This is a genomic window from Shewanella abyssi, assembly GCF_023284025.1.
GTDB lineage: Bacteria > Pseudomonadota > Gammaproteobacteria > Enterobacterales > Shewanellaceae > Shewanella > Shewanella abyssi.
This window is the reverse complement of the sequence record NZ_JAKIKR010000056.1, coordinates 1-20,535: the sequence shown is the minus strand read 5'-3', so window position 1 is coordinate 20,535 and position 20,535 is coordinate 1. Positions and strand designations below refer to the sequence as shown.

Annotated in this window: 19 protein-coding genes; 14 read left to right on the top strand and 5 right to left on the bottom strand. The window is 45.8% G+C overall.

Going from position 1 to position 20,535, the window contains the following annotated elements:
- The first annotated feature begins 111 nt into the window (after nucleotides 1–111).
- Complete coding sequence (locus L2755_RS18605; protein WP_248982179.1) at nucleotides 112–1,305, top strand: GGDEF domain-containing protein; 1,194 nt, start codon at nucleotides 112–114, stop codon at nucleotides 1,303–1,305.
- A gap of 97 nt (nucleotides 1,306–1,402) precedes the next feature.
- On the opposite strand, the gene L2755_RS18600 is transcribed toward L2755_RS18605, so the two are convergent.
- Nucleotides 1,403–2,626, bottom strand: a complete 1,224-nt coding sequence (locus L2755_RS18600) for an HlyD family secretion protein (protein WP_248982178.1) — start codon at nucleotides 2,624–2,626, stop codon at nucleotides 1,403–1,405.
- A complete protein-coding gene (locus L2755_RS18595) occupies nucleotides 2,627–2,959 on the bottom strand; it encodes an MFS transporter (protein WP_248982177.1) in 333 nt (110 codons plus the stop codon).
- Between the two features lie 147 nt (nucleotides 2,960–3,106).
- Between L2755_RS18595 and L2755_RS18590 the strand changes: the two genes are divergently transcribed.
- A complete protein-coding gene (locus tag L2755_RS18590) occupies nucleotides 3,107–4,129 on the top strand; it encodes an AraC family transcriptional regulator (protein WP_248982176.1) in 1,023 nt (340 codons plus the stop codon).
- A 39-nt stretch (nucleotides 4,130–4,168) separates the two neighbouring features.
- Here the strand turns inward: L2755_RS18590 and mtr are convergent, their stop codons facing one another.
- Nucleotides 4,169–5,425, bottom strand: a complete 1,257-nt coding sequence (mtr, locus tag L2755_RS18585; protein WP_248982175.1) for a tryptophan permease — start codon at nucleotides 5,423–5,425, stop codon at nucleotides 4,169–4,171.
- Nucleotides 5,425–7,848 carry a glycerol-3-phosphate 1-O-acyltransferase PlsB gene (plsB, locus tag L2755_RS18580; RefSeq protein ID WP_248982174.1) on the bottom strand — a complete coding sequence of 808 codons (2,424 nt, stop codon included), beginning with the start codon at nucleotides 7,846–7,848 and terminating at the stop codon, nucleotides 5,425–5,427. The genes mtr and plsB overlap by 1 nt, the downstream gene beginning before the upstream one ends.
- Before the next feature lie 313 nt (nucleotides 7,849–8,161).
- On the opposite strand from plsB, the gene lexA reads away from it, so the two are divergent.
- The 7 genes from lexA (at nucleotide 8,162) to L2755_RS18550 (ending at nucleotide 14,872) form a co-directional block, all read left to right on the top strand.
- Complete coding sequence (gene lexA, locus L2755_RS18575) at nucleotides 8,162–8,782, top strand: transcriptional repressor LexA (RefSeq protein WP_248982173.1); 621 nt, start codon at nucleotides 8,162–8,164, stop codon at nucleotides 8,780–8,782.
- Nucleotides 8,779–9,285 carry a cell division inhibitor SulA gene (locus tag L2755_RS18570; RefSeq protein ID WP_248982172.1) on the top strand — a complete coding sequence of 169 codons (507 nt, stop codon included), beginning with the start codon at nucleotides 8,779–8,781 and terminating at the stop codon, nucleotides 9,283–9,285. Before lexA ends, L2755_RS18570 begins: the two co-directional genes overlap by 4 nt.
- Before the next feature lie 713 nt (nucleotides 9,286–9,998).
- Nucleotides 9,999–11,573 (top strand): cytochrome c oxidase subunit II, encoded by a 1,575-nt coding sequence (coxB, locus tag L2755_RS18565; protein ID WP_248982171.1) that lies wholly within the window; start codon nucleotides 9,999–10,001, stop codon nucleotides 11,571–11,573.
- A gap of 9 nt (nucleotides 11,574–11,582) precedes the next feature.
- Nucleotides 11,583–13,187: a cytochrome c oxidase subunit I gene (gene ctaD, locus L2755_RS18560; RefSeq protein ID WP_248982170.1), complete on the top strand. Its 1,605-nt coding sequence runs from the start codon at nucleotides 11,583–11,585 to the stop codon at nucleotides 13,185–13,187.
- A gap of 2 nt (nucleotides 13,188–13,189) precedes the next feature.
- Entirely contained in the window at nucleotides 13,190–13,753 is a 564-nt protein-coding gene (locus L2755_RS18555; RefSeq protein WP_248982169.1) for a cytochrome c oxidase assembly protein, read from the top strand.
- Nucleotides 13,754–13,874: 121 nt separating this feature from the next.
- The gene (locus L2755_RS22250; RefSeq protein ID WP_283102878.1) at nucleotides 13,875–14,000 is read left to right on the top strand and encodes a hypothetical protein; all 126 of its coding nucleotides are present in this window, start codon (nucleotides 13,875–13,877) and stop codon (nucleotides 13,998–14,000) included.
- Nucleotides 13,997–14,872: a cytochrome c oxidase subunit 3 gene (locus L2755_RS18550; RefSeq protein ID WP_248982168.1), complete on the top strand. Its 876-nt coding sequence runs from the start codon at nucleotides 13,997–13,999 to the stop codon at nucleotides 14,870–14,872. The genes L2755_RS22250 and L2755_RS18550 overlap by 4 nt, the downstream gene beginning before the upstream one ends.
- Before the next feature lie 18 nt (nucleotides 14,873–14,890).
- Here the strand turns inward: L2755_RS18550 and L2755_RS18545 are convergent, their stop codons facing one another.
- Complete coding sequence (locus L2755_RS18545; RefSeq protein ID WP_248982167.1) at nucleotides 14,891–15,109, bottom strand: DUF2909 family protein; 219 nt, start codon at nucleotides 15,107–15,109, stop codon at nucleotides 14,891–14,893.
- On the opposite strand from L2755_RS18545, the gene L2755_RS18540 reads away from it, so the two are divergent.
- The 5 genes from L2755_RS18540 to L2755_RS18520 all read left to right on the top strand — a co-directional run bounded on the left by L2755_RS18540 (nucleotide 15,057) and on the right by L2755_RS18520 (nucleotide 19,488).
- Complete coding sequence (locus L2755_RS18540) at nucleotides 15,057–15,845, top strand: SURF1 family protein (RefSeq protein WP_248982166.1); 789 nt, start codon at nucleotides 15,057–15,059, stop codon at nucleotides 15,843–15,845. The two genes, L2755_RS18545 and L2755_RS18540, sit on opposite strands and share 53 nt — an antisense overlap.
- Nucleotides 15,846–16,063: 218 nt before the next feature.
- On the top strand, nucleotides 16,064–16,609 hold the full coding sequence (locus L2755_RS18535; protein WP_248982165.1) for a hypothetical protein: 546 nt from the start codon (nucleotides 16,064–16,066) through the stop codon (nucleotides 16,607–16,609).
- A 229-nt stretch (nucleotides 16,610–16,838) separates the two neighbouring features.
- Entirely contained in the window at nucleotides 16,839–17,822 is a 984-nt protein-coding gene (locus L2755_RS18530; RefSeq protein ID WP_248982164.1) for a COX15/CtaA family protein, read from the top strand.
- Nucleotides 17,823–17,909: 87 nt separating this feature from the next.
- Nucleotides 17,910–18,815, top strand: coding sequence for a heme o synthase (cyoE, locus tag L2755_RS18525; protein ID WP_248982163.1), 906 nt, complete (start codon nucleotides 17,910–17,912; stop codon nucleotides 18,813–18,815).
- Nucleotides 18,816–18,855: 40 nt separating this feature from the next.
- On the top strand, nucleotides 18,856–19,488 hold the full coding sequence (locus tag L2755_RS18520) for an SCO family protein (protein ID WP_248982162.1): 633 nt from the start codon (nucleotides 18,856–18,858) through the stop codon (nucleotides 19,486–19,488).
- Nucleotides 19,489–20,535 lie beyond the last annotated feature (1,047 nt).

Sequence of the window (20,535 nt, the reverse complement as noted above, 5' to 3'; positions counted from 1 at the left end):
GTAGGATGGGTATAAATAGAGTATTTGAATTGCTATCACTACAACTTATGTATACTTGGACACTAAGGACGACTATATTTATTTTCTATCATCATTAAGAGGGGGGGGACTGTGGCTGTAATATCTCGTAGTTTTTATTACCTTTTCATCCCAGCACTGATGACTATAGTCTTCATTGTGGCAAGCCAGTATTTTATAGATATATGGCGCCATTGGATGCCGGTAATTGGTGAGCTGCCTTTTTACTTGCTGCCAATTGCAGCTATTTTGGCACTGCAGTTTAATTGCAGTCGACTCAGTTTTTTAGCAACATTACTGCTTATATACACCCTATATGAGCAAGGATTCATTGTTGAGCATCAGCTTACCCTAGACTTTGCGGAACCTATATTTCTATCAGGCACTTTGCTGATAACCTTGTTTGCGATTAGTAGCGACAGGGCGTTATTGTCTGTTCATACAGCCAAAACATTAGCCAGTATTATACTGTGTTTTATCATCGGTTTTACCTGGACGATGTTAATGACCAAGGCTGGCATGCTGGCAGATAACCAATCGCTTTCGTCCAGCAGTTTACTCACCGCGATATATGTTCCTGTGGGTCTAGCCAGTGCAGCCATCTGTTTTTATGCTGTCTGGCGAGCGAGTGGTATTGACTCAACCATAGCTGTCACACTCTTTATTTGGCTTTATAATTACTACCAACCGGGTGAACTCCCATTGGCACTGTTAATATCAATGCTAGCCGTAACTTATTTATTAGCTATTTTAACCCAATCTTATCATTTAGCTTATCGAGATGATTTAACAGGGCTTTCTTCGCGACGAGCCCTCAATACCATGGCGTTATCTTTAAACAGTCATTACAGTGTGGCGATGGTCGATATAGATCACTTTAAAAAATTCAATGACACCTATGGCCATGATGTTGGCGATCAAGTATTACGGTTAGTCGCGGGTAAGCTAAGTCAGGTTAAAGGGGGCGGCAAGGTATACCGTTATGGTGGTGAGGAGTTCACTATCGTGTTCCCAAATAAAGATGCTGAATCTATACTGCCCCTTTTGGAAAATCTTAGGAGCGAAGTCTCTCATTACAACATTGTACTCAGACACGAGCAGCGCAAAAAAAGTAGTAAAGAATATCGTAAAGGCAGTGCCGCGAACCAGAGTAAAACCGTTAACGTCACTATCTCAATAGGTGTTGCTGAACATCATGGTGATCGTACATTCAATCAAACCATTAAACTGGCGGATAAGGCACTATATGTAGCCAAAAAGAATGGCCGTAATAGAGTTCACGCCTAATCCGTTTAAACCCATCCTACCTTAAGACGCAGGATTCAGTGGGATAGGTATATACGCCATGCTAGCAGTAACCGCTAACATGGCACTACGGCTTAAATCAGATCGAATAGAAGTAGTAAATCTGCGATTTCATGCGGATCACTATGGCGCGAATAACGTCCAAGAATTGTAAGAATGCAACTGGTTTGGTACCACTTATCCACGCTAATCCCACCGCACCGACAGGAATATCGTAATCTCCCGTTTCGATCAATTTTAGCCTGACAAAATGGTGCTTATTATTGGCATTCTTGCCTGTAGTTTGACGTACATTATCGTCAAGCGCGAGCAGTCGACCTTGTGATTCCCCCGTTGCTTCAACAATGCCTTCTACCTCAGCCCTAAAGACTTTGCCTGGGTAGACTGCCGTGGCAAACTCTGCTTGCTGACCCACTTTAACATTGCGAATTGCTTGATGATTGACCCGCATTAACACGTACTTTTCGTTGGTGTACATCTGCATTCTGGCTATCGCGCCAACATACTGTCCTTCACGCAGAATGAAGTTTGTCACATAACCATCAGCAGGCGCATACACCTTGGTGTTATCCAATTTCCACTGTGCCTGGGCAACATTTTCAATCTCACCATTAAGATCAGCTTGTCGGCTTTTAACTTCTAATTTGGATTTATCAATATTGAGTAACGCCGCTTGCTCTGCACTGGTCGCTTTTTTAATTTGAGAGCGATAGCTACTCTGTTGCGCTATCGCTAAATCTACCGCCGTTTGCTGTTCATCTAACAGGCTTTTGGTCACCGTGTCGGGTACCACTCTATTCTGCTCTACATAGCGAGCGAGTGTTTTTTGTTTCCAATTGAGGTCTTTCGATGCCCCATGCAATTGGTTCTCAGCAATGCTCACATCTGCAATGGCGATCTCATGCTGCTTTATCGCCAATTTGACATCTTCATTGGCCAACGATAAACCAACCACAGTGCTTTGCTTGGCAACCAACGCCTTATTTAATTCAATTTGAAAAGGCTCATCATCCAGATCGTAAATCAACTGCCCCGCAGTCACCTCTTGATTAGGGGAGACATATATATTGTCTACTTTGCCTTTGATTTGCGTGTTAGCGGGACGCAACTGAATATGAGGTGATTGCACTAAAGAACCGCCAGACAAGTCCATAGGGGTGTAATTGAGCAGGCCAACCCAAACAAACATTAACCAGCCAGTGCCGCCTAAATAGGCAAAACTCTTACTATAGATATTCCATGGCATGCCCACTAAACGCAGTAGGTAAATCAGCAGTGCCCATACAGCTAAACCTTCAAGCATTTACAGCTCCTCTTTCGCAGTAAGCTGAGTATCAGCCGTCTCTTTTTCTCGCCATATGTCTCGCACACGACGCAATGCTTTTTCGCTGTCAACAAATGCAACAATCACGGCGAGAACCCACACCCAATGCCAGACAAACCCTATCCAGGTGAGTGCAGTAATGAGTCCTATCTGTTGGTGTTGTTTTTTATGCGCTTGGTTAATTGGCATTTCATGGATCTTCCAGAAGCCAAAAGCGGCTGCGGCAATCGTCAGCACCATCACAACAGCTGCAACGCCGTGTAAGGCGCTATCAACGCCGGTATCGACGAACGGCATACTGAATAAACTCATAAAACTAGACCTCAAAAAACCATTGATTCAAAGATCTATTTTGCCCTTTCTATAAATTAGAACAAGCTAGATTACCTATACATATCATTCAGCACCAACTTATGATTCAATAAGGTATCAAGAATCAGTAGAAAGGTGCCAATCACAATGGATACAGCATTTATCCGCTCTAGCTATATCGCAGCGGTTTTTACGGGGGTTGAAGCTCGCTATGGAATTACTTTAAACGACTTGTCGATCCCAGAAGCCCTGTTTGAAGAGCGAATGGCACTGATCCCTTTTAGTGAGGCGTCCAAGTGGTTCACCCAACTAGAAGTGCTAACGGGAGAAGCCGACTACATGGTGAAAATTCAGCAATATCTGGATATTTCAACACTAGAGATCCCTGGCAATTGGTTTCTGTCCGCGCCGGATCTGGCGATGTGTTTTCGGCGGATTAACATTGGAATTTGTAGCTTCCATTCCGGCGCCAGTTATTATGCACAGCAATCAGGCAACATATTAAAGTGGTGTTACAACAACCCGTACGCCAAAGACAGAGCTCGTTCACATGATTCACTGCGGGTTGCGATTACCTTGTTTAATGCCATCAAGTATTTTGCCGGTGCTGATTACACCATAAAAAAACTGAGACTCAGCGGCCCGCCGATTAAGCAAAAAGAAACTGAAGCTATATTTGGCTGCCCTGTTTCTTGGAACGCTCCACAAACCGAGTTGTGGATCAGTGTTGATGACTTAATCACCTCATCGCCGATGGACTATTTTAGCAGCAACACTATAACCACCTCAGTATCCCTCGCTCAGCTTGAAAAATATCTGAACATGCCACAACCCACTGACTTACCCAAGGTACTGTACGAAATGGTCAACTATGCACGCTACTATAGCCTGCCTACAGTCGTCTCTGTGGCCAGTCTATTTGGGGTATCTAGGCAGCAACTGCAAAGACGCTTACAAAAAATAGGCTTCAGCTTTACTTACTTGTCGGGTTACATACTGTGTAATCAAGCGATCAAATATATGCTGGAAGGAAAGGAAATAGCCGAAATAGCCCAGCGCTTGGGCTATGCCAATGCTCATAGCTTTAGCCGCTCCTTTGCACGCTTTAGAAAGCAAACACCGACCCAATACATGAGCAAGATAAACCGACAAAATAAAAAGCCTCTGTAATAGAGGCTTTATGTTTTTATCTACCAAGGCTATTGCTTGTTAACCGTAAACAGGCAAAACCCCCGCCATCGCGAGTAAGTGGCATGTACCCGTCACTAGACCAAAGATGATGATGATAACAATCAATGGCGTGCCGCCTGGCACTCTAAACCCTTCACTGTCGGCAAATATTTGTCGTGATCTATACGCCATCATAGCGGGCACTATCGCCGCCCAAATGGTGGCCGCCAATGCAGCAAATCCAATGGCGATTAAGAAACCGTTGGGAAATAGAATTCCCAAAATCGTCGGCGGGATGAATGTCACCGCAGCGGTCTTTAAACGGCCTTGGCGTGTTTCATCAAACCCAAACAGATCGGCTAAGTAATCAAACAACCCTAAGGTAACACCGAGGAATGATGAAGCCACCGCAAGGTTGGCAAATAACGACAACATGGTATTGAGCCAGCGACTGGCGATAACGTCTGACAATGCACCAACCAACACGCCCATATTGCCGCCTTGAGCGATAATATCAACAAACTGGCTACGGGGAATGTTGCCCATGGTTGCCACTAACCAACAGCTATAAATCACTAGCGCAATAAAGGTACCGATGAAGATGGCTTTAATAATGGTCTTTGGTTGATTACCGTAGTACTTAACCAGGCTTGGCACGTTACCGTGATAACCAAAACTGGCTAAGCCAAAGGGCAACGCCGCCAGTAAAAAAGGCCCATAGCTAGTTTCGCCATCAGGCACGAATAACTTAGCCGTATCCACATCGATCAGTAGATTACCAACCGCGAGGAAGAACGTAATAATCATACCGCCAAGCATAATGGTGGTAATTCTATCGACCGCTTTAGTGCTGATAATAACAATTGACGCCAACACTGCAGCAAACACTAATCCGGCAACACTTTGCGGTAGGTTAATTCCCAAGCCTTGGAGGCTATGGTTAACAATCGAGCTGCCACCACTAATATAGGCATAGGTCAAAATATACAGTACAAAGGCGATTGACAGCCCATTGATGATGCGCCAGAACTGACCCAGAGTAGTTTTTGTTAAGGTGTCAAAACTGGCACCAGGCTTAAAGTGTAAGTTAGTCTCAAGCAACATCAACCCCGACACCAACATACAAAACCATATGCCAACCAGCATCAGCATTGAGTAGCCAAACCACATTCCCGCGCCAACAACTGGCAGGGAAAACATTCCCGCGCCAACGGTTGTGCCCGCTATAATCATTGCTCCGCCTAATAGCGATTTACCTGCGACTTTATTTTTAGCCGCATTCATATGATTCGCCATTAAACTTTTTGCTCCCCATTGACACTATCGACTATCGTTTGCCTTACCGATGAACGTAGCAGTAAATTGGCTCTGTCTTTTATACGTTTGATATCACTGCACCCTTCGCTATCTGTTAGATGACCTAACTCTTTTAATTTGACGCTTAGCGTAGCGTATAGCTTCTTGTCATAGAACTCTGGAGCCGTAATACCGTGAAGCGCTCCCAGTCTTTGTGCGAGACGGTGACTATCACGTTCAAGCTCCGAGCGCTCCATGTTAGGTTTCACCGCCAACAAGTTAAACAGGATGGCGTAACGTTGCATCGTTTCGTCAATCGTTCCAGACAGCAGTAGCAGTTGGTTTAGCGTGTCATCAGCAATCTCAAAGTGGCCATTTTCAACAACCAACCCTTGTGCCACAAAAATGTCCAAAAGGCTTTGCGTGTATGCAGCAGGGTCTTCGACCCCCATAAACAGCTCAGCTTTCAGCAGCGGATAAAAATCATTCACAAAGCTAAGCACGTCATCACGAGTACAATGCTCTTTACGCAGCAAGCACGCGGCGATTAGCGAGGGCACAACCATTAAATGAATAATGTTGTTGCGATAATAAGTCATGGTAATCGCGATGCTGTCGTCGATTGAGATAATATCCCCGAGCGAGTCGCTTTCGATCTGAATTTTCTTCAGTTCCAGAGCATTCGACACTAGGTCCTTACCGCTCCCCTCTGGTACCGACGTATATTCGGTATAGGGCAGCTCTTTTAATAACGTAAGGTAAAGATCTAACTGCTTTTCGAGCTGACTGCGCTCCAATGCATTTTGCTCCGACGCTAGCAACACCAAACTCGTTAACGTGACCGCACTAACCGCAGCAGCATCGTTGATATTAGTCATCACCTGCCCTGCTAGCTTGTTCACTGCGGGTGTTAACCATGTTGGTTTCTGTTCTGGCTCTTTAGCGATATCTTCGCGCCAAGTCGGCACTTCGTCGTTCAAGAAGTTATGCAAGGTTATTGGCTTACCGAAATTCACATAACCTTGGCCAAAATTGCCTAACTTGCGAATAGCACCAAACACTTGCCAAACCGACTCTTTTTTCTTCTTTTTGCCACTTAACTCTTTGTGATAGGTGGCGACTTCCATGACGTGGTCATAGCCGAGATAAACTGGCACCAAGGTGACTGGGCGTTCAACACCACGCAAAACACTATTCAGTGTCATGGCGATCATGCCTGTTTTAGGGGCTAACAAGCGACCGGTACGCGAACGACCACCTTCGGTGAAGTATTCCACAGAGTAGCCTTTAGTGAAAAGCTGATCTAAATACTCACGAAATACCGCCGTGTAGAGCTTGTTGCCACGGAAACTACGGCGAATAAAGAAGGCGCCTCCACGACGGAAAAACGGCCCTGCAGGCCAGAAATTAAGGTTAATACCTGCAGCAATATGCGGCGGCACCATGCCTTGGTAATAAAGAATATACGACAGCAAGAGATAATCCATATGGCTACGATGACACGGCACATAAACGATTTCATGACCATCATGGTGCAACTGGCGGACCTGTTCAGCCCCCTTGATATTGATCCCTTTATAGAGCTTGTTCCACAGCCAAGTCAGAAAACGCTCAGTGATGCGCACTAAGCTATCGGAATAATCTGCGGCGATTTCATCTAGATAATCCATCGCTTTAGCACGAGCTTCTGTTTCGGAGATTTTTTTATTAACCGCTTCCTCTTTAATGGCCCGAGTGATTGAGTCTGACTTTAGCAAAGCATGAAACAGAGCTTGACGTTTTGGCAGTTGCGGCCCGGTCATGACTTTACGCTGACGCTGAAAATGCACTCGTGCGACACGGGCAAGTTTTTGTGCAATACGCTTATCGGTGCCGTGCTCATCTGCCATATAACGCAAAGAAACAGCATTAGAAAACTGCACAAAACTATGTCGACCTAAAAATAAGATCATCAAGCATTTACGTAACCAAGTTGGATTTTGGCGCTCCAATACGGCGGCGCGCATGGTGTCGTTTTCTTTACCCGGTGTTCGCCCCCAGTAAAGGCTTACGGGAACCAACTGAATATCTAATTCTGCGTTTTGCTTATGCACGCTTAACAAGCGTTTGAAGCAATGCAAATACTGCTCAGCACTTTCCCTCTCACCGAATAATGGCTTGCTACCTTCAAGGCAGACAACTCGCGGCGCACTCACCCCATTGACCTCGAGATCATCATAAGGGCTAGGCAAACCGAACTTACCGGTCATTTCGCTAAGGGCTGCTATGTCACTAACAGATTCTGTTTTCATGACATAAACGAGTGGTTTGCTTGGATCGAGATTGAGATCTTCAAAAGGATCGTGGGGCACTACAATAGTTTGCACCAACTTTTTTTGGATCCAGCGTAATGATTTAAACCAAAGAGAGTCTTTTTTCGACATGATTCGCTTGCAGTAATGGTCGCTTGTAATACCTGTTAGAATACCAGAATTTCGGAGTGTTTGCGCTACTGCTTTACAATGCCAATGGGAAACACTAGTGCATTTATGGAACAATGACTTAGCTTATTATCAGTGCATCAATGACCTCCCCAGCCAGATGAAGTCTCGTTCACTCGCTCTTAACCTCGCACTGCCCTTTTATAAAGCCAATAAATCTAGCCTTAACTTATATTGACATTAATTTGGTTAATACTTGCGCGAACTTAAATACTGTATATACTGACAGTTACTGTATGGAAAGACAGGCTTAATTATGAGACCACTTACACCACGCCAAGCTGAAATTTTAGAGCTTATTAAACGCAACATTTCAGACACAGGTATGCCACCAACCCGTGCTGAAATCGCAAAACGTTTAGGCTTTAAATCGGCCAATGCAGCCGAAGAGCATTTAAAAGCTTTAGCGAAGAAAGGCTGTATTGAGATCATACCGGGAACTTCTCGAGGCATTAGGTTAACTCAAGAAAATACCGAAGAGGCTGATCTTGGTTTACCGCTTATTGGCCAAGTAGCTGCAGGTGAACCCATTCTGGCTCAAGAACATGTAGAGCAACACTATAAAATTGATCCTGCGATGTTCCGTCCAGCAGCCGACTTTCTGCTACGAGTACGCGGTGACAGTATGAAAGACATCGGCATATTGGAAGGTGACCTATTGGCAGTCCATAAGAGCCAACAGGCACGCAATGGCCAAATTGTTGTCGCCCGTGTTGATGATGACGTCACGGTTAAGCGGTTTGAAAAGAGGGGCAACAAAGTCTTTCTACATGCCGAGAATGAAGATTACTCACCAATAGAAGTGGATCTGGCAAACCAAAGCTTAAGTATTGAAGGTTTAGCCGTTGGCGTGATCCGTAATGGAGACTGGCAATGAACAAATTATTAGGTGTAAGCCCGCGTCACCCTGGCCTTTGGCAAGATATACCCAATTCGACTATGTCTAAAAAGACAGATATCGAAACGATGCTATCTCATACTCAGGGACGCAATGAATTAAAACAGATCTGTGCTCAACTGGCTCAACTGAGCCTGCAGGGTCGCTGGATTGTATTAATTAGCCCACCTAATATCGGTTACAAACAGATGCTAGCTTCAGCTGGCGTACGGATGGATAGGATCCTACTGGTACATGCCAAAGATGAAGTAGAGACGATGTGGGCGATGGAAAAAGCGCTCACCAGCGGTACATCAAGTGCAGTAATAACCTGGACTAACGAGCTAGATGCACGAGACAGTAGACGACTGCAGCTAGTCGCCAAGAGTGCTCAAGCGGTAGGTATCATCATTGAAAATGCGAATACTCACTTACCTGACAGCACAATAAACGCGCAGGGCGAGCAAGTTAATCAAGGCTCTTTGTTCGCTGCAATGCATTAAGCAATTATTTATACCCATCTTACCTGAAGATGCTCGCTTCAGAGGCGTTGTGCGAGTTCAATTCTAGGCGCGTTAACATAGAAATGGTTATTCCCTTTTAAGTTAGTGCAACAACGAAGTGAGCTTGCACAACGCCTTCTGCGATGGGTTTTAATGGGCTTTACTCTGTGTTATTGATTTTACCAAGGGAGCGACCATTAGTGGCAATCAATGCCTTGATTAAAGCCCATTAAATTCCCACTGAACCCTGCATCTTCAAGTGGGATGGGTATATATTACAGTTCTAGTCTTTAACTAAAGCTCCCTACTCGGGAGCTTTTTTATTGTTATAATCAAGTAAATGAATCAAAAAGTGATCTTGATCAATATTTCAACACCAAGTAGGGTAGGTACTGATAACAACGATATTTGTTATATCCGAGCGATTTAGTCGTCGGTCTTTATGTATGACTGTAGATCCTTTAAGAGTATATGAAGACTGAAATCGGCCTGATATATTTCAGCCGTAGGTGCCACCGTGGTTACACTAACCAGTATTAACTACTGGAATTAAATAAAGTCTTATCGATAGTCGAAAACTAAAATAACGACGCGATAGACAAACCACTCGCGCACTTTGAAGTCATCGTTGCTTTTTTGGGAACGAAGAGTTTACATAGAGCAGAGACTTACTGTGTGGCTCTTCTTTGTCTTGTCGACAGAGGAGAAGTCTAGTGAAGCAATTGTTGTACTGTGTGTTGGCGCTAATATTTTCGCCTGCACTTTTTGCATCAGAAATGCCGTTTAATATGACAGAGGGCGTGACGGAGATCAGTGGTAAGGTTTATAACCTCCACATGATTATCCTTTACATCTGCTGTGCTATTGGCATTGTTGTTTTTGGCGCAATGATTTATGCCATGATCAACCACCGCAAATCAAAAGGCGCTGTAGCCGCCAACTTTCATGAAAGTACTAAAGTCGAGATTTTGTGGACTGTAGTGCCTTTTATCATTCTTATCATCATGGCTATTCCCGCAACCAAAACCTTGATTGCTATGGAAGACCCCAGTAATGCTGACCTCACCATAAAAATAACAGGTTCGCAGTGGAAGTGGCATTACAGCTATTTCGATAAAGACGTTGAATTTTATAGTTTAATGTCGACACCTAGAGCGCAAATTGAGGGCACAGAAGCTAAAGGTGAACACTATTTGCTTGAAGTAGACAAACCTCTCGTATTGCCGATTAATCGCAAAGTACGCTTTTTGATGACCTCAGATGACGTTATCCATTCATGGTGGGTACCGGCTTTTGCGGTTAAAAAAGATGCTAACCCTGGTTTTATCAATGAAGCTTGGACGCGGATCGATAAGCCCGGTGTTTACCGCGGCCAATGTGCTGAACTTTGCGGTAAGGATCATGGCTTTATGCCCATTGTTGTCGAAGCGCTTGCAGAAGAAGACTTTGATAAATGGCTGATTGCTCAAAAGGAGCAGGCGAATAATGCTGAAGCAGCAGCACAAGCTGCACTTTCGCAAACCTTGACCATGGAGGAGTTGATGGCACAAGGCGAGCAGATCTATCTGGCTCGATGTGCCGCTTGTCATCAACCTAATGGTGCGGGTCTTCCGGGCGTATTCCCTTCTCTTATTGCTAGTCCAATTATCAAAGGTCCCATCGCTGCTCATATCGATATCGTATCAAATGGGTTGACGGGCACTGCGATGCAAGCATTTGCTAAGCAGTTGACTGCCACTGAAATCGCGGCGGTGATTACTTTTGAACGTAATGCTTGGGGCAATGACTCTGGCGATACGGTTCAAGCTGCCGATGTCAGCTCAGCAGCGTCAGTTTCTGCTGCAAGCAGTGATACTGGCGCCGCTGTACCGGTGACTCTACCTGCTACCTTACCTAAAATCGAGCAAGTTGAAGCTGCTGTAAGTGAAGCGACGACTGATGCGGTTGAAGACGTTAAAGCGGTCGCCTTGGATGACTTAACCATGGATGAGCTAATGGCCATGGGTGAGAAGGTCTACATGACCAGTTGTGTTGCTTGTCACCAAGCAGCAGGAACAGGTTTACCTGGCGCTTTCCCTTCATTAGTCGGCACCCCTGTGGTTACAGGACCTGTAAGCGGTCATCTTGATGTTGTCATCAATGGTAAATCGGCTACTGCAATGCAGTCATTTAGCGCGTTACTGACACCACAACAGCTTGCTGCAGTGGTGACTTATGAGCGCAATGCTTGGGGTAATAACTCCGGTGAAGCGGTTCAGGCTACTGACGTTGTCGGTCACGGAAAGTAAGGGATTAAAATGAGCACAATTACACAAGATTCGCCAGCCGCTCACGACGATCATCATGATGACCATCATCATGGGGCGCCGAAAGGCATCATGCGCTGGATTTTAACCACCAATCATAAAGATATCGGCACGCTCTACCTATGGTTCAGTTTTATTATGTTCCTTACGGGTGGCGCCATGGCCATGGTCATTCGTGCTGAGCTATTTCAGCCAGGCCTACAGTTAATCGAACCAAACTTTTTTAACCAGATGACTACGGTACATGGTCTGGTGATGGTGTTTGGTGCAGTTATGCCAGCCTTTACCGGCTTGGCTAACTGGCTTATTCCGATGATGATTGGCGCGCCAGATATGGCACTGCCAAGAATGAATAACTGGAGTTTTTGGATCTTACCTTTCGCGTTCACTATCTTGCTTAGCTCGCTGTTTATGGAAGGCGGTGGTCCTAACTTTGGTTGGACATTCTATGCGCCACTGTCGACGACTTACAGCCCTGACAGTACTGCGCTTTTTGTTTTTGCAATCCACATCATGGGGATGAGTTCGATAATGGGGGCGATCAACGTCATCGTCACTATCGTCAATATGCGCGCGCCTGGTATGACATGGATGAAACTTCCATTGTTTGTTTGGACTTGGTTAATCACCGCATTTTTGTTAATTGCGGTGATGCCGGTGCTGGCAGGCACGGTGACCATGGTATTAACCGATAAGTACTTTGGCACCGCCTTCTTTGACGCCGCAGGTGGCGGTGACCCGGTGATGTTCCAGCATATTTTCTGGTTCTTCGGTCACCCTGAAGTGTACATTATGATCTTGCCATCCTTCGGCATCATCTCGGCTATCGTGCCTGCTTTTAGTCGAAAACCCTTGTTTGGTTACGCATCGATGGTTTATGCGACAGCCAGTATCGCGGTATTGTCGTTTTTAGTATGGGCGCATCACATGTTTACTACGGGGATGCCGGTGTTTGCCGAACTCTTCTTCATGTATTGCACCATGCTGATTGCGGTGCCCACGGGGGTAAAAGTCTTTAACTGGGTTGCCACCATGTGGCGCGGTTCAATTAGTTTCGAAACCCCAATGTTGTTTGCAGTGGCATTTATCATCCTGTTTACCATCGGTGGTTTCTCGGGGCTGATGCTAGCGATTACGCCTGCAGACTTCCAGTATCACGACACCTATTTCGTGGTGGCACACTTCCACTATGTACTGGTGACCGGGGCGATATTTTCCATTATGGCAGCGGCTTACTATTGGCTGCCGAAATGGACTGGCAATATGTATAGCGAAACCTTAGGGAGATGGCACTTCTGGTGCTCGGTTATATCGGTGAATGTATTGTTTTTCCCAATGCATTTCCTCGGATTAGCCGGGATGCCGCGTCGTATTCCTGATTATGCAATTCAGTTTGCGGATGTAAATCAGATTGTGTCGATTGGCGGCTTTGCCTTTGGTTTATCACAATTTATCTTCTTGGCTGTGGTCATCAAATGTATTCGTGGCGGTGAGAAAGCGCCCGCTAAACCATGGGAAGGCGCGGAAGGTTTGGAATGGACTCTTCCGAGCCCAGCACCTTATCACTCGTTTACAACGCCACCTGAGGTGAAGTAAAGATGGATCAGGCACAGAGCAAGTCTAACCGCAAACTCATTGGCATGCTGCTGCTAGGTGCAGTGGGAATGTTTGGTTTTGGCTTTGCCTTAGTGCCTCTTTATGACGTGCTGTGCGACACTCTCGGTATTAATGGCAAAACCCAAAGTACTGCCAGTGTCTATAAGCCCGTTACGGTAGATAAGAATAGAACCGTTACCGTCGAATTTGTCTCCCAAGTGCAAAGCGATCTGCCTTGGGAGTTCAAACCAGAGGTGAACACCATGCAAGTTCATCCGGGAGAGTTGATACGAACCCACTTTGTTGCTAAGAATTTGTCTGCGAAACAAGTCGTAGGCCAAGCAATACCGTCGGTTTCTCCTGGACAAGCTGCTGCCTATTTTAATAAGACAGAATGCTTCTGCTTTAATCAACAAGTGCTAGCAGCGGCTGCCAGCGCCGATCTACCATTGATATTTTACGTGGACCCTGACTTACCGGACTCCATTTCAACCTTGACCCTCTCTTATACCCTCTACAACATTACCGACAAAGGTTATGTTGTAGAGCAAGGAGCTGCAAGATGACAACCATTGAGCAACAACCTCATTATTTGGCCGTAAATAGTAGTAGGGCAAATACAAAATTAATGTCGACTTTATTCCTCTCCACACCTCGTCACACCAGGGCAGAGAAGGGAGATAGCAAATGACCACTAAACACGAACCCTATTACGTCCCCGCACAAAGTGCCTGGCCTATTATTGGTGCTATTTCGACTTTATTTCTCTCCACACCTGGTCACACCGGAGCAGAGAAGGGAGATAGCAAATGACCACTAAACACGAACCCTATTACGTACCCGCACAAAGTGCCTGGCCTATTATTGGTGCCATTGGCTTGTTTCTCATCGCTTTCGGTGCAGGAACCTTTGTATCAAAGCTAAACACTGAAGGCGGGGGTGGCGGATATATTCTGCTGACGGGTATCGCTGTCATTATTTTTATGCTGTTCGGATGGTTTAGAACCGTGATTGGCGAATCGATGGCGGGCCTTTATTCCAAACAGATGGATCGCTCATTTAGACAAGGCATGAGCTGGTTTATCTTCTCCGAAGTGATGTTTTTCGGTGCCTTCTTCGGCGCACTGTTTTACGCCAGAATGATTGCTATACCTTGGCTCGGCGGCGCATCGAACAACGCCATGACCCACGAAGTGCTGTGGCCGACATTTGAAGCTATATGGCCGCTAGTGACGACTCCCGGTGGTAGCACAACTGAAGCTATGGGCTGGACTGGCTTACCGCTATACAACACCATCATTCTACTCACGTCATCGGTGACGCTGCACTTTGCCCACGTCGGCTTAGAGAACAATAAACGCAAAGCGCTAACGGTCTGGTTAGGGTTCACCATCTTGTTAGGTATTAGCTTTTTAGTCCTGCAAGCTGAGGAATATATTCACGCTTACCAAGAGATGGGATTGACGCTTGATTCTGGCGTCTATGGCAACACCTTTTTCTTGCTTACCGGCTTTCATGGTATGCACGTGACCTTAGGAACGGTGTTTCTAATTGTGTTGTTCTTTAGGGTGCTTAAAGGTCACTTTACGCCAGAACATCATTTTGCTTTTCAAGCAGGTAGCTGGTACTGGCACTTTGTTGATGTTGTTTGGTTATGTCTCTTTACCTTCGTTTACGTGCTGTAAACACTGGTAGCGAGCACATTAGTAGGGTCTGGGGTTAGGCGTGATAATCCCAGTCCCTAATGCTAACAGAAGCAACACCACCACCAGCACAGAGAAGATCACTCGACGGCCCAGAAATTTGCTCATAGGAGCACTCTTTTCTCCTTTAACCATCACCCACAAGGCGCGAGCTAAGTTAACTAATATGAACACTAGTAGCAGTACTAAAACCAATTTGAAAATGAAGAGTGTATTCATTAAATCTCCTAAAATAGAGGCGATGGGTGCTTGGTTGTTTATTGTACTTTCTACTGTGATAGTGTTTTCTATTTTGGTCAAGCTCGGTTTTTGGCAGCTCGAACGCGCTGAGCAAAAACAACAGTGGCAAGCTGCGCTTAGCGCGCGTCAAAGCGCCACCGTACTGACCTTTGAGCAGCTCCTTGCGCAAAGCAGTAATGAAAACCTAACCGGCTATAAATTGAGTACTCAAGCCAGCCCTATTCTCAAACAGGTTTTTCTACTCGATAATCAAACTGTCGATGGCAGAGTCGGTTACTTAGCTTATCAAGCCTTTGAAATTGCCCCCACTAAGCCGTGGCTATTAGTCGAGTTAGGCTTTGCAGCAGGGGGGAACGATCGCGCAGTGCTGCCCACTGTGCCCGCAATCACTGAGCCACTGCTGCTTACGGGTCGAGTCTACCAAAAAGAGATGAACCCAATGAGCTCTGATCTGATGCCTGAGCCCGGCTGGCCTAAGCGTATTCAAAACCTAAATATTGAACAGTTGGCTTTATTGATAGCTAAGCCGCTGGTTCGCACCGTATTGCAACCAAACAATCTTCCCAACGATACACGCACTCATCCATGGCAACCGATCCCATTATCGGCACAGAAGCATCATGGCTATGCAGTGCAATGGTTTAGCATGGCAGGTGTATTTGGAATAATCATGCTCTATTTACTTTTTCGCAAATTAAAACAACAACATAAATAACTTAACTTAAAGCTTACATCTCTATTGCTAAGCAAGAATAGACAAGGTAGGTTAGAAAATAGACTTCCTAGCCGTTCCGGGAAGTATTGATATTAAATTGTTCGCTATCGCCGTCGTTTTGCTTATAGCACAAAGCTGTATTGGTAATGACTTATCGCTTTCCTTAAACGGGTAAAGCGTTGCAACAGTGATACATAGAATAACATCGAGGAGATGGAATGAACTCCCAGAAAAAGAACGGCAAGAAAACGCTATTACTCCTGTTACTGGCATTTGCAATCCCCGTCATTGCAGCCAAAGTGATCCTCAGTTTTGAGCTATATAACGGGGGTGCAACCAACAAAGGCGAACTGCTGAACGTTGGCATTAACTACCAAAGTTTAGACATGCTCAACCCACAGCCGCAAGATTGGCAATTGCTGTATCAGCTCCCCGCTATTTGCGATACGACCTGCCAAGATAGGCTGTATATTCTGCAACAAAGCCATATAGCACTGGGGCGAAATCAAGACAGGGTGCATACGATTATTATGCTCAATGAGCATAGCGATCTAGCCGCGCTGGATGCATTTGATTTCGTCACTGCAACCCCAACATTGTCACTGAGCCAGTTGCTCAATAATCAAGAGTTTGTTGTGGTCGACCCTCTCGGCAGTATGGTGATGAGTTACCCCATCACTACCGATCATCAAGCACAAATCATGCAGGGTAAGGCCATTATTGCCGACTTAAGAAAGATGCTTAAACTTTCAAGGATCGGCTAATGGAAATTAAATCGCTGCTTAAAGTTACCCTGATATTTACGCTGTGCGTCATTATGCATAAGCGCTTATACACTCTAGTTTCCACCAGCAACTGCTTGCGTTTGGGGGCTGCCCATGGAAATTAAACCACTGCTTAAGGTAACTCTGATATTTACGCTGTGCGTCATTATGCATAAGCGCTTATACACTCTCGTTTCCACCAGTAACAGCTTGCGTTTGGGGGCTGCCCATGGAAATTAAACCACTGCTTAAGCTTACTCTAATATTTACGCTGTGCGTCATTATGATGGGCGCTTATACACGCTTATCTGACGCTGGCTTGGGCTGCCCTGATTGGCCAGGATGCTACGGCATGGTCAAGGTCCCTACGGCAAGCCATGAGTTAACGGCTGTCAAAGACGCCTTTCCGGAACATACGGTTGAAGCGGAAAAAGCCTGGCTTGAAATGATCCATCGCTACATTGCCGGCACACTGGGCGTAATGGTACTGGTGATCTTAATTATGAGCTTACGAAAAACAGACGCGCCTAAAAAATTGCCGATGTTTATCGCCGCACTCATCGTGTTTCAAGCTGCGCTCGGTATGTGGACTGTCACCATGAAACTCATGCCCATCGTAGTGATGTCGCACCTGATCGGTGGATTCGCCCTGTTCTCATTACTGCTACTACTCTACCTTCGAAGTAAGCCATTACGGATCCCCGGTGGCGACGCCCCCGCAAGACAGCTATCAGCCTTGGCTTTGATCTGTATTGGCGTATTGTTGTTACAGATCATTTTGGGCGGTTGGACCTCATCGAACTATGCAGCACTTGCGTGTACTTCACTGCCCATTTGTGAAGGTAACTGGGTCGACAACTTAAACTTCGCTGCCGCATTTTCACCATTTCAAGGCGACCATCCAAGCTATGAGTTTGGCGTACTAGATTATTCAGCTCGAATGACGATTCATGTCGCGCACCGCTTCGGCGCCATAATCACTAGCCTCATGCTGCTGTTTTTAGCTTTCAAATTAGTCACCAAGGCGCGGTCTTCAACACTGCGTAATGCCGCTTGGCTGCTCGCTGCACTCGTGGTATTGCAAGTCATTCTTGGGATCAGCAATGTGGTTCTACATCTGCCTTTGGGCATTGCAGTCTCCCATAACGCGGGAGCGGCCCTGCTATTACTGACCCTAGTGTTTATCAATTATGCCTTGTGGCGTAAGGCCTAGCAGCAAAGGCTTCTAATAGACAGATTACAATAAAAACAAAAACGTTTTCATTTATGTTCAGTGAGCGAATATAACGAGGTTTCAAATATGGAAAAACAGATAACAATAGCCAGAAACCGAACCGCCCCCCTCTTTCAGTGGCGTTCTTACTATGAAATGACCAAACCAAAAGTAGTGGCGCTGATGCTGCTGACAGTACTAGTAGGAATGTGCCTCGCTGTGCCAGGTACCGTGCCACTACAACCTTTGATCGCGGGTATGGCAGGTATCGGCATGATGGCAGGTGCAGCGGCGGCCTTTAATCATCTTATCGATCGACGTATCGATGGTTTAATGGCCAGAACTTATAACCGCCCCTTGCCAAAAGGCAAGGTCTCTATCACCAAAGCGCTTGTCTTCTCCTTTGGTATTGGCATATTGGGCTTTGTGATTTTATATGCCTTGGTCAACCCATTAACAGCTTGGTTAACTTTCGCTAGCTTGATCGGTTACGCCGTGGTTTACACCGCTTATTTGAAGCGAGCAACGCCGCAAAATATTGTGGTCGGCGGCCTTGCAGGTGCGATGCCACCTTTATTGGGCTGGACTTCGGTCACCGGTGAATTTCACGGTAACGCTTTACTGCTAGTGATCATTATTTTTGCATGGACGCCACCGCACTTTTGGGCGTTGGCCATTCATCGAAAAGAAGAGTATGCCAAAGTGGATATTCCAATGCTGCCAGTGACTCATGGCGTTGAGTTCACTAAGACCTGTATATTCCTCTATACCATCCTTTTAGCCATCGCCTGTCTATTACCGGTACTTGTCGGCATGTGTGGTCCAGTGTATTTGGTTAGCTCAACGCTATTAAGCGCAGGCTTTATCTACAAAGCGTGGCAGCTCAAGTTCCATGAGACACCTGGGCTGGCAATGAACGTGTTTAGGTTTTCTATCTATCACCTCATGCTGCTATTTATTGCATTATTGGTCGACCACTATCTTTGGGTTTAGCACTTGCTATGGCAATTAAATCTTGGGGGAAGAGAGCACGATGAAATTATCATGGATTATAGCGGCGGTAATTGTAGCTTCAGCTGGGGCCTGGGCCGCAATACAGCTCAGTCAACCTAAGACGCTGGCATTGCAAACGAGCTTTGAGTTTCCAACGCCGCAAGCCATCGCGCCTTTTATGCTCACCGATCAGCATGGTAATCGTTTTAGTAATGACGATTTAACTGGTCATTGGAGCCTGTTTTTCATCGGCTACACCTCCTGCCCTGATGTGTGCCCCACCACTATGGGTAAGCTAACGGCGGCTTATCCGTCGTTAACTGAGAATGCCGATCTGCAGGTCATTTTTCTGTCTGTGGATCCAGCTAGGGATTCAACTGATACCCTACTCAATTATGCCAACTTCTTTAATCCTGAATTTAGAGCCATTACCGGCGAACATAAACAGCTTTACCCCATCACCCGCAGTTTAGGCTTTGTTTACGCCATGGTGGGTGATGGGGATAACTACCAAGTCGACCACAGTGCTTCGTTTGCGCTCATTTCACCCCGAGGGGAGAAAGTGGCGATTATCAAGCCAAAGTCAGATACCCCAGGCAAGCTGCCACAGATTAAAAATAGTGCGCTTATCCACGATGTGAATGCCTTGATTGATAAGTATGGTAATGGTTAGGTCGCCAGTTTAATCTGGCTTGTCACATTGTAGTGATCGCTAGTTTTGGATATTCAGTCCGACGCTTCAATACAACGGCCTTACGGCCGAGATAAGTCGTGGCGCTTCGCCCATTCTCACTCTTTAAGCTTTAAGATATCAAACTTCGTTTGATAAAGGTCGTGAGCTTCCAGCTCACACTCGGCCAAAAGGGGATCAACAGCAATCCCCTCTTGGATCGCCCCTGCCGCCCCGACGAAGTTACATGCATTAAGTACCGGCCTCATGCTCCAATAAAAATCGCCTAACGACTCAGATGGTACATCCGTGTACCCCCGAGCCTGAACCATCATCCATGATGGTTCTACGGCATTTTTATCTACGCACTTCGGCAACTTCGATGGGGAATGAGTGTTTTCTGTTAGTTTTGTGCCACTGTAGCTTTTGTGTTTTTAAATTGAAAACTCAAATGCCGGACGATTGTGCTTTTCTAACCCAGTGTAGATACGGCTGAGGCCTTCGAAAACAAGGCCAATTATGTTCCCGACATAATTTGGCATTCCCTCCGTCCATGGGGTCAGATGTTTTCGTTGAGCTTACATGGACCCTTTCTTTTATAAAGAGCTGCAGCGAGCCTCTGCAGTATTTGCACATACGCCGACCGCAGGTCATTGGAACCACTGATGCGTGAAGTTGCGAAAAAATATACCTCAGATATGCCTGTCCCATTTTTTGATAACTGCAGCGGGTTACGGCAGTATCTGCACATAAGGTCGTTCATTCACATCTGACCCATAGGGATATGGGAAATTTCATTATGATGTCGGGAACATCATTAACCATGTGATCACGACATTCGGACATCCTGTCCAGCACCACCGCAGGTCATTGGAACTACAAATGCTAAAGCTAACTTGATATCTACAATACCACTTCACACTTATTTCCAAGTGATACATAACGAATAAGGATAGGCCGCGCGCAGCCGCGTCCTTATCCCAAGTGTTGAACAAGCCCGAGATTGCAGGAAGTGATACCTTTATATAGTCAATAGCGGCGCGAGAGTTC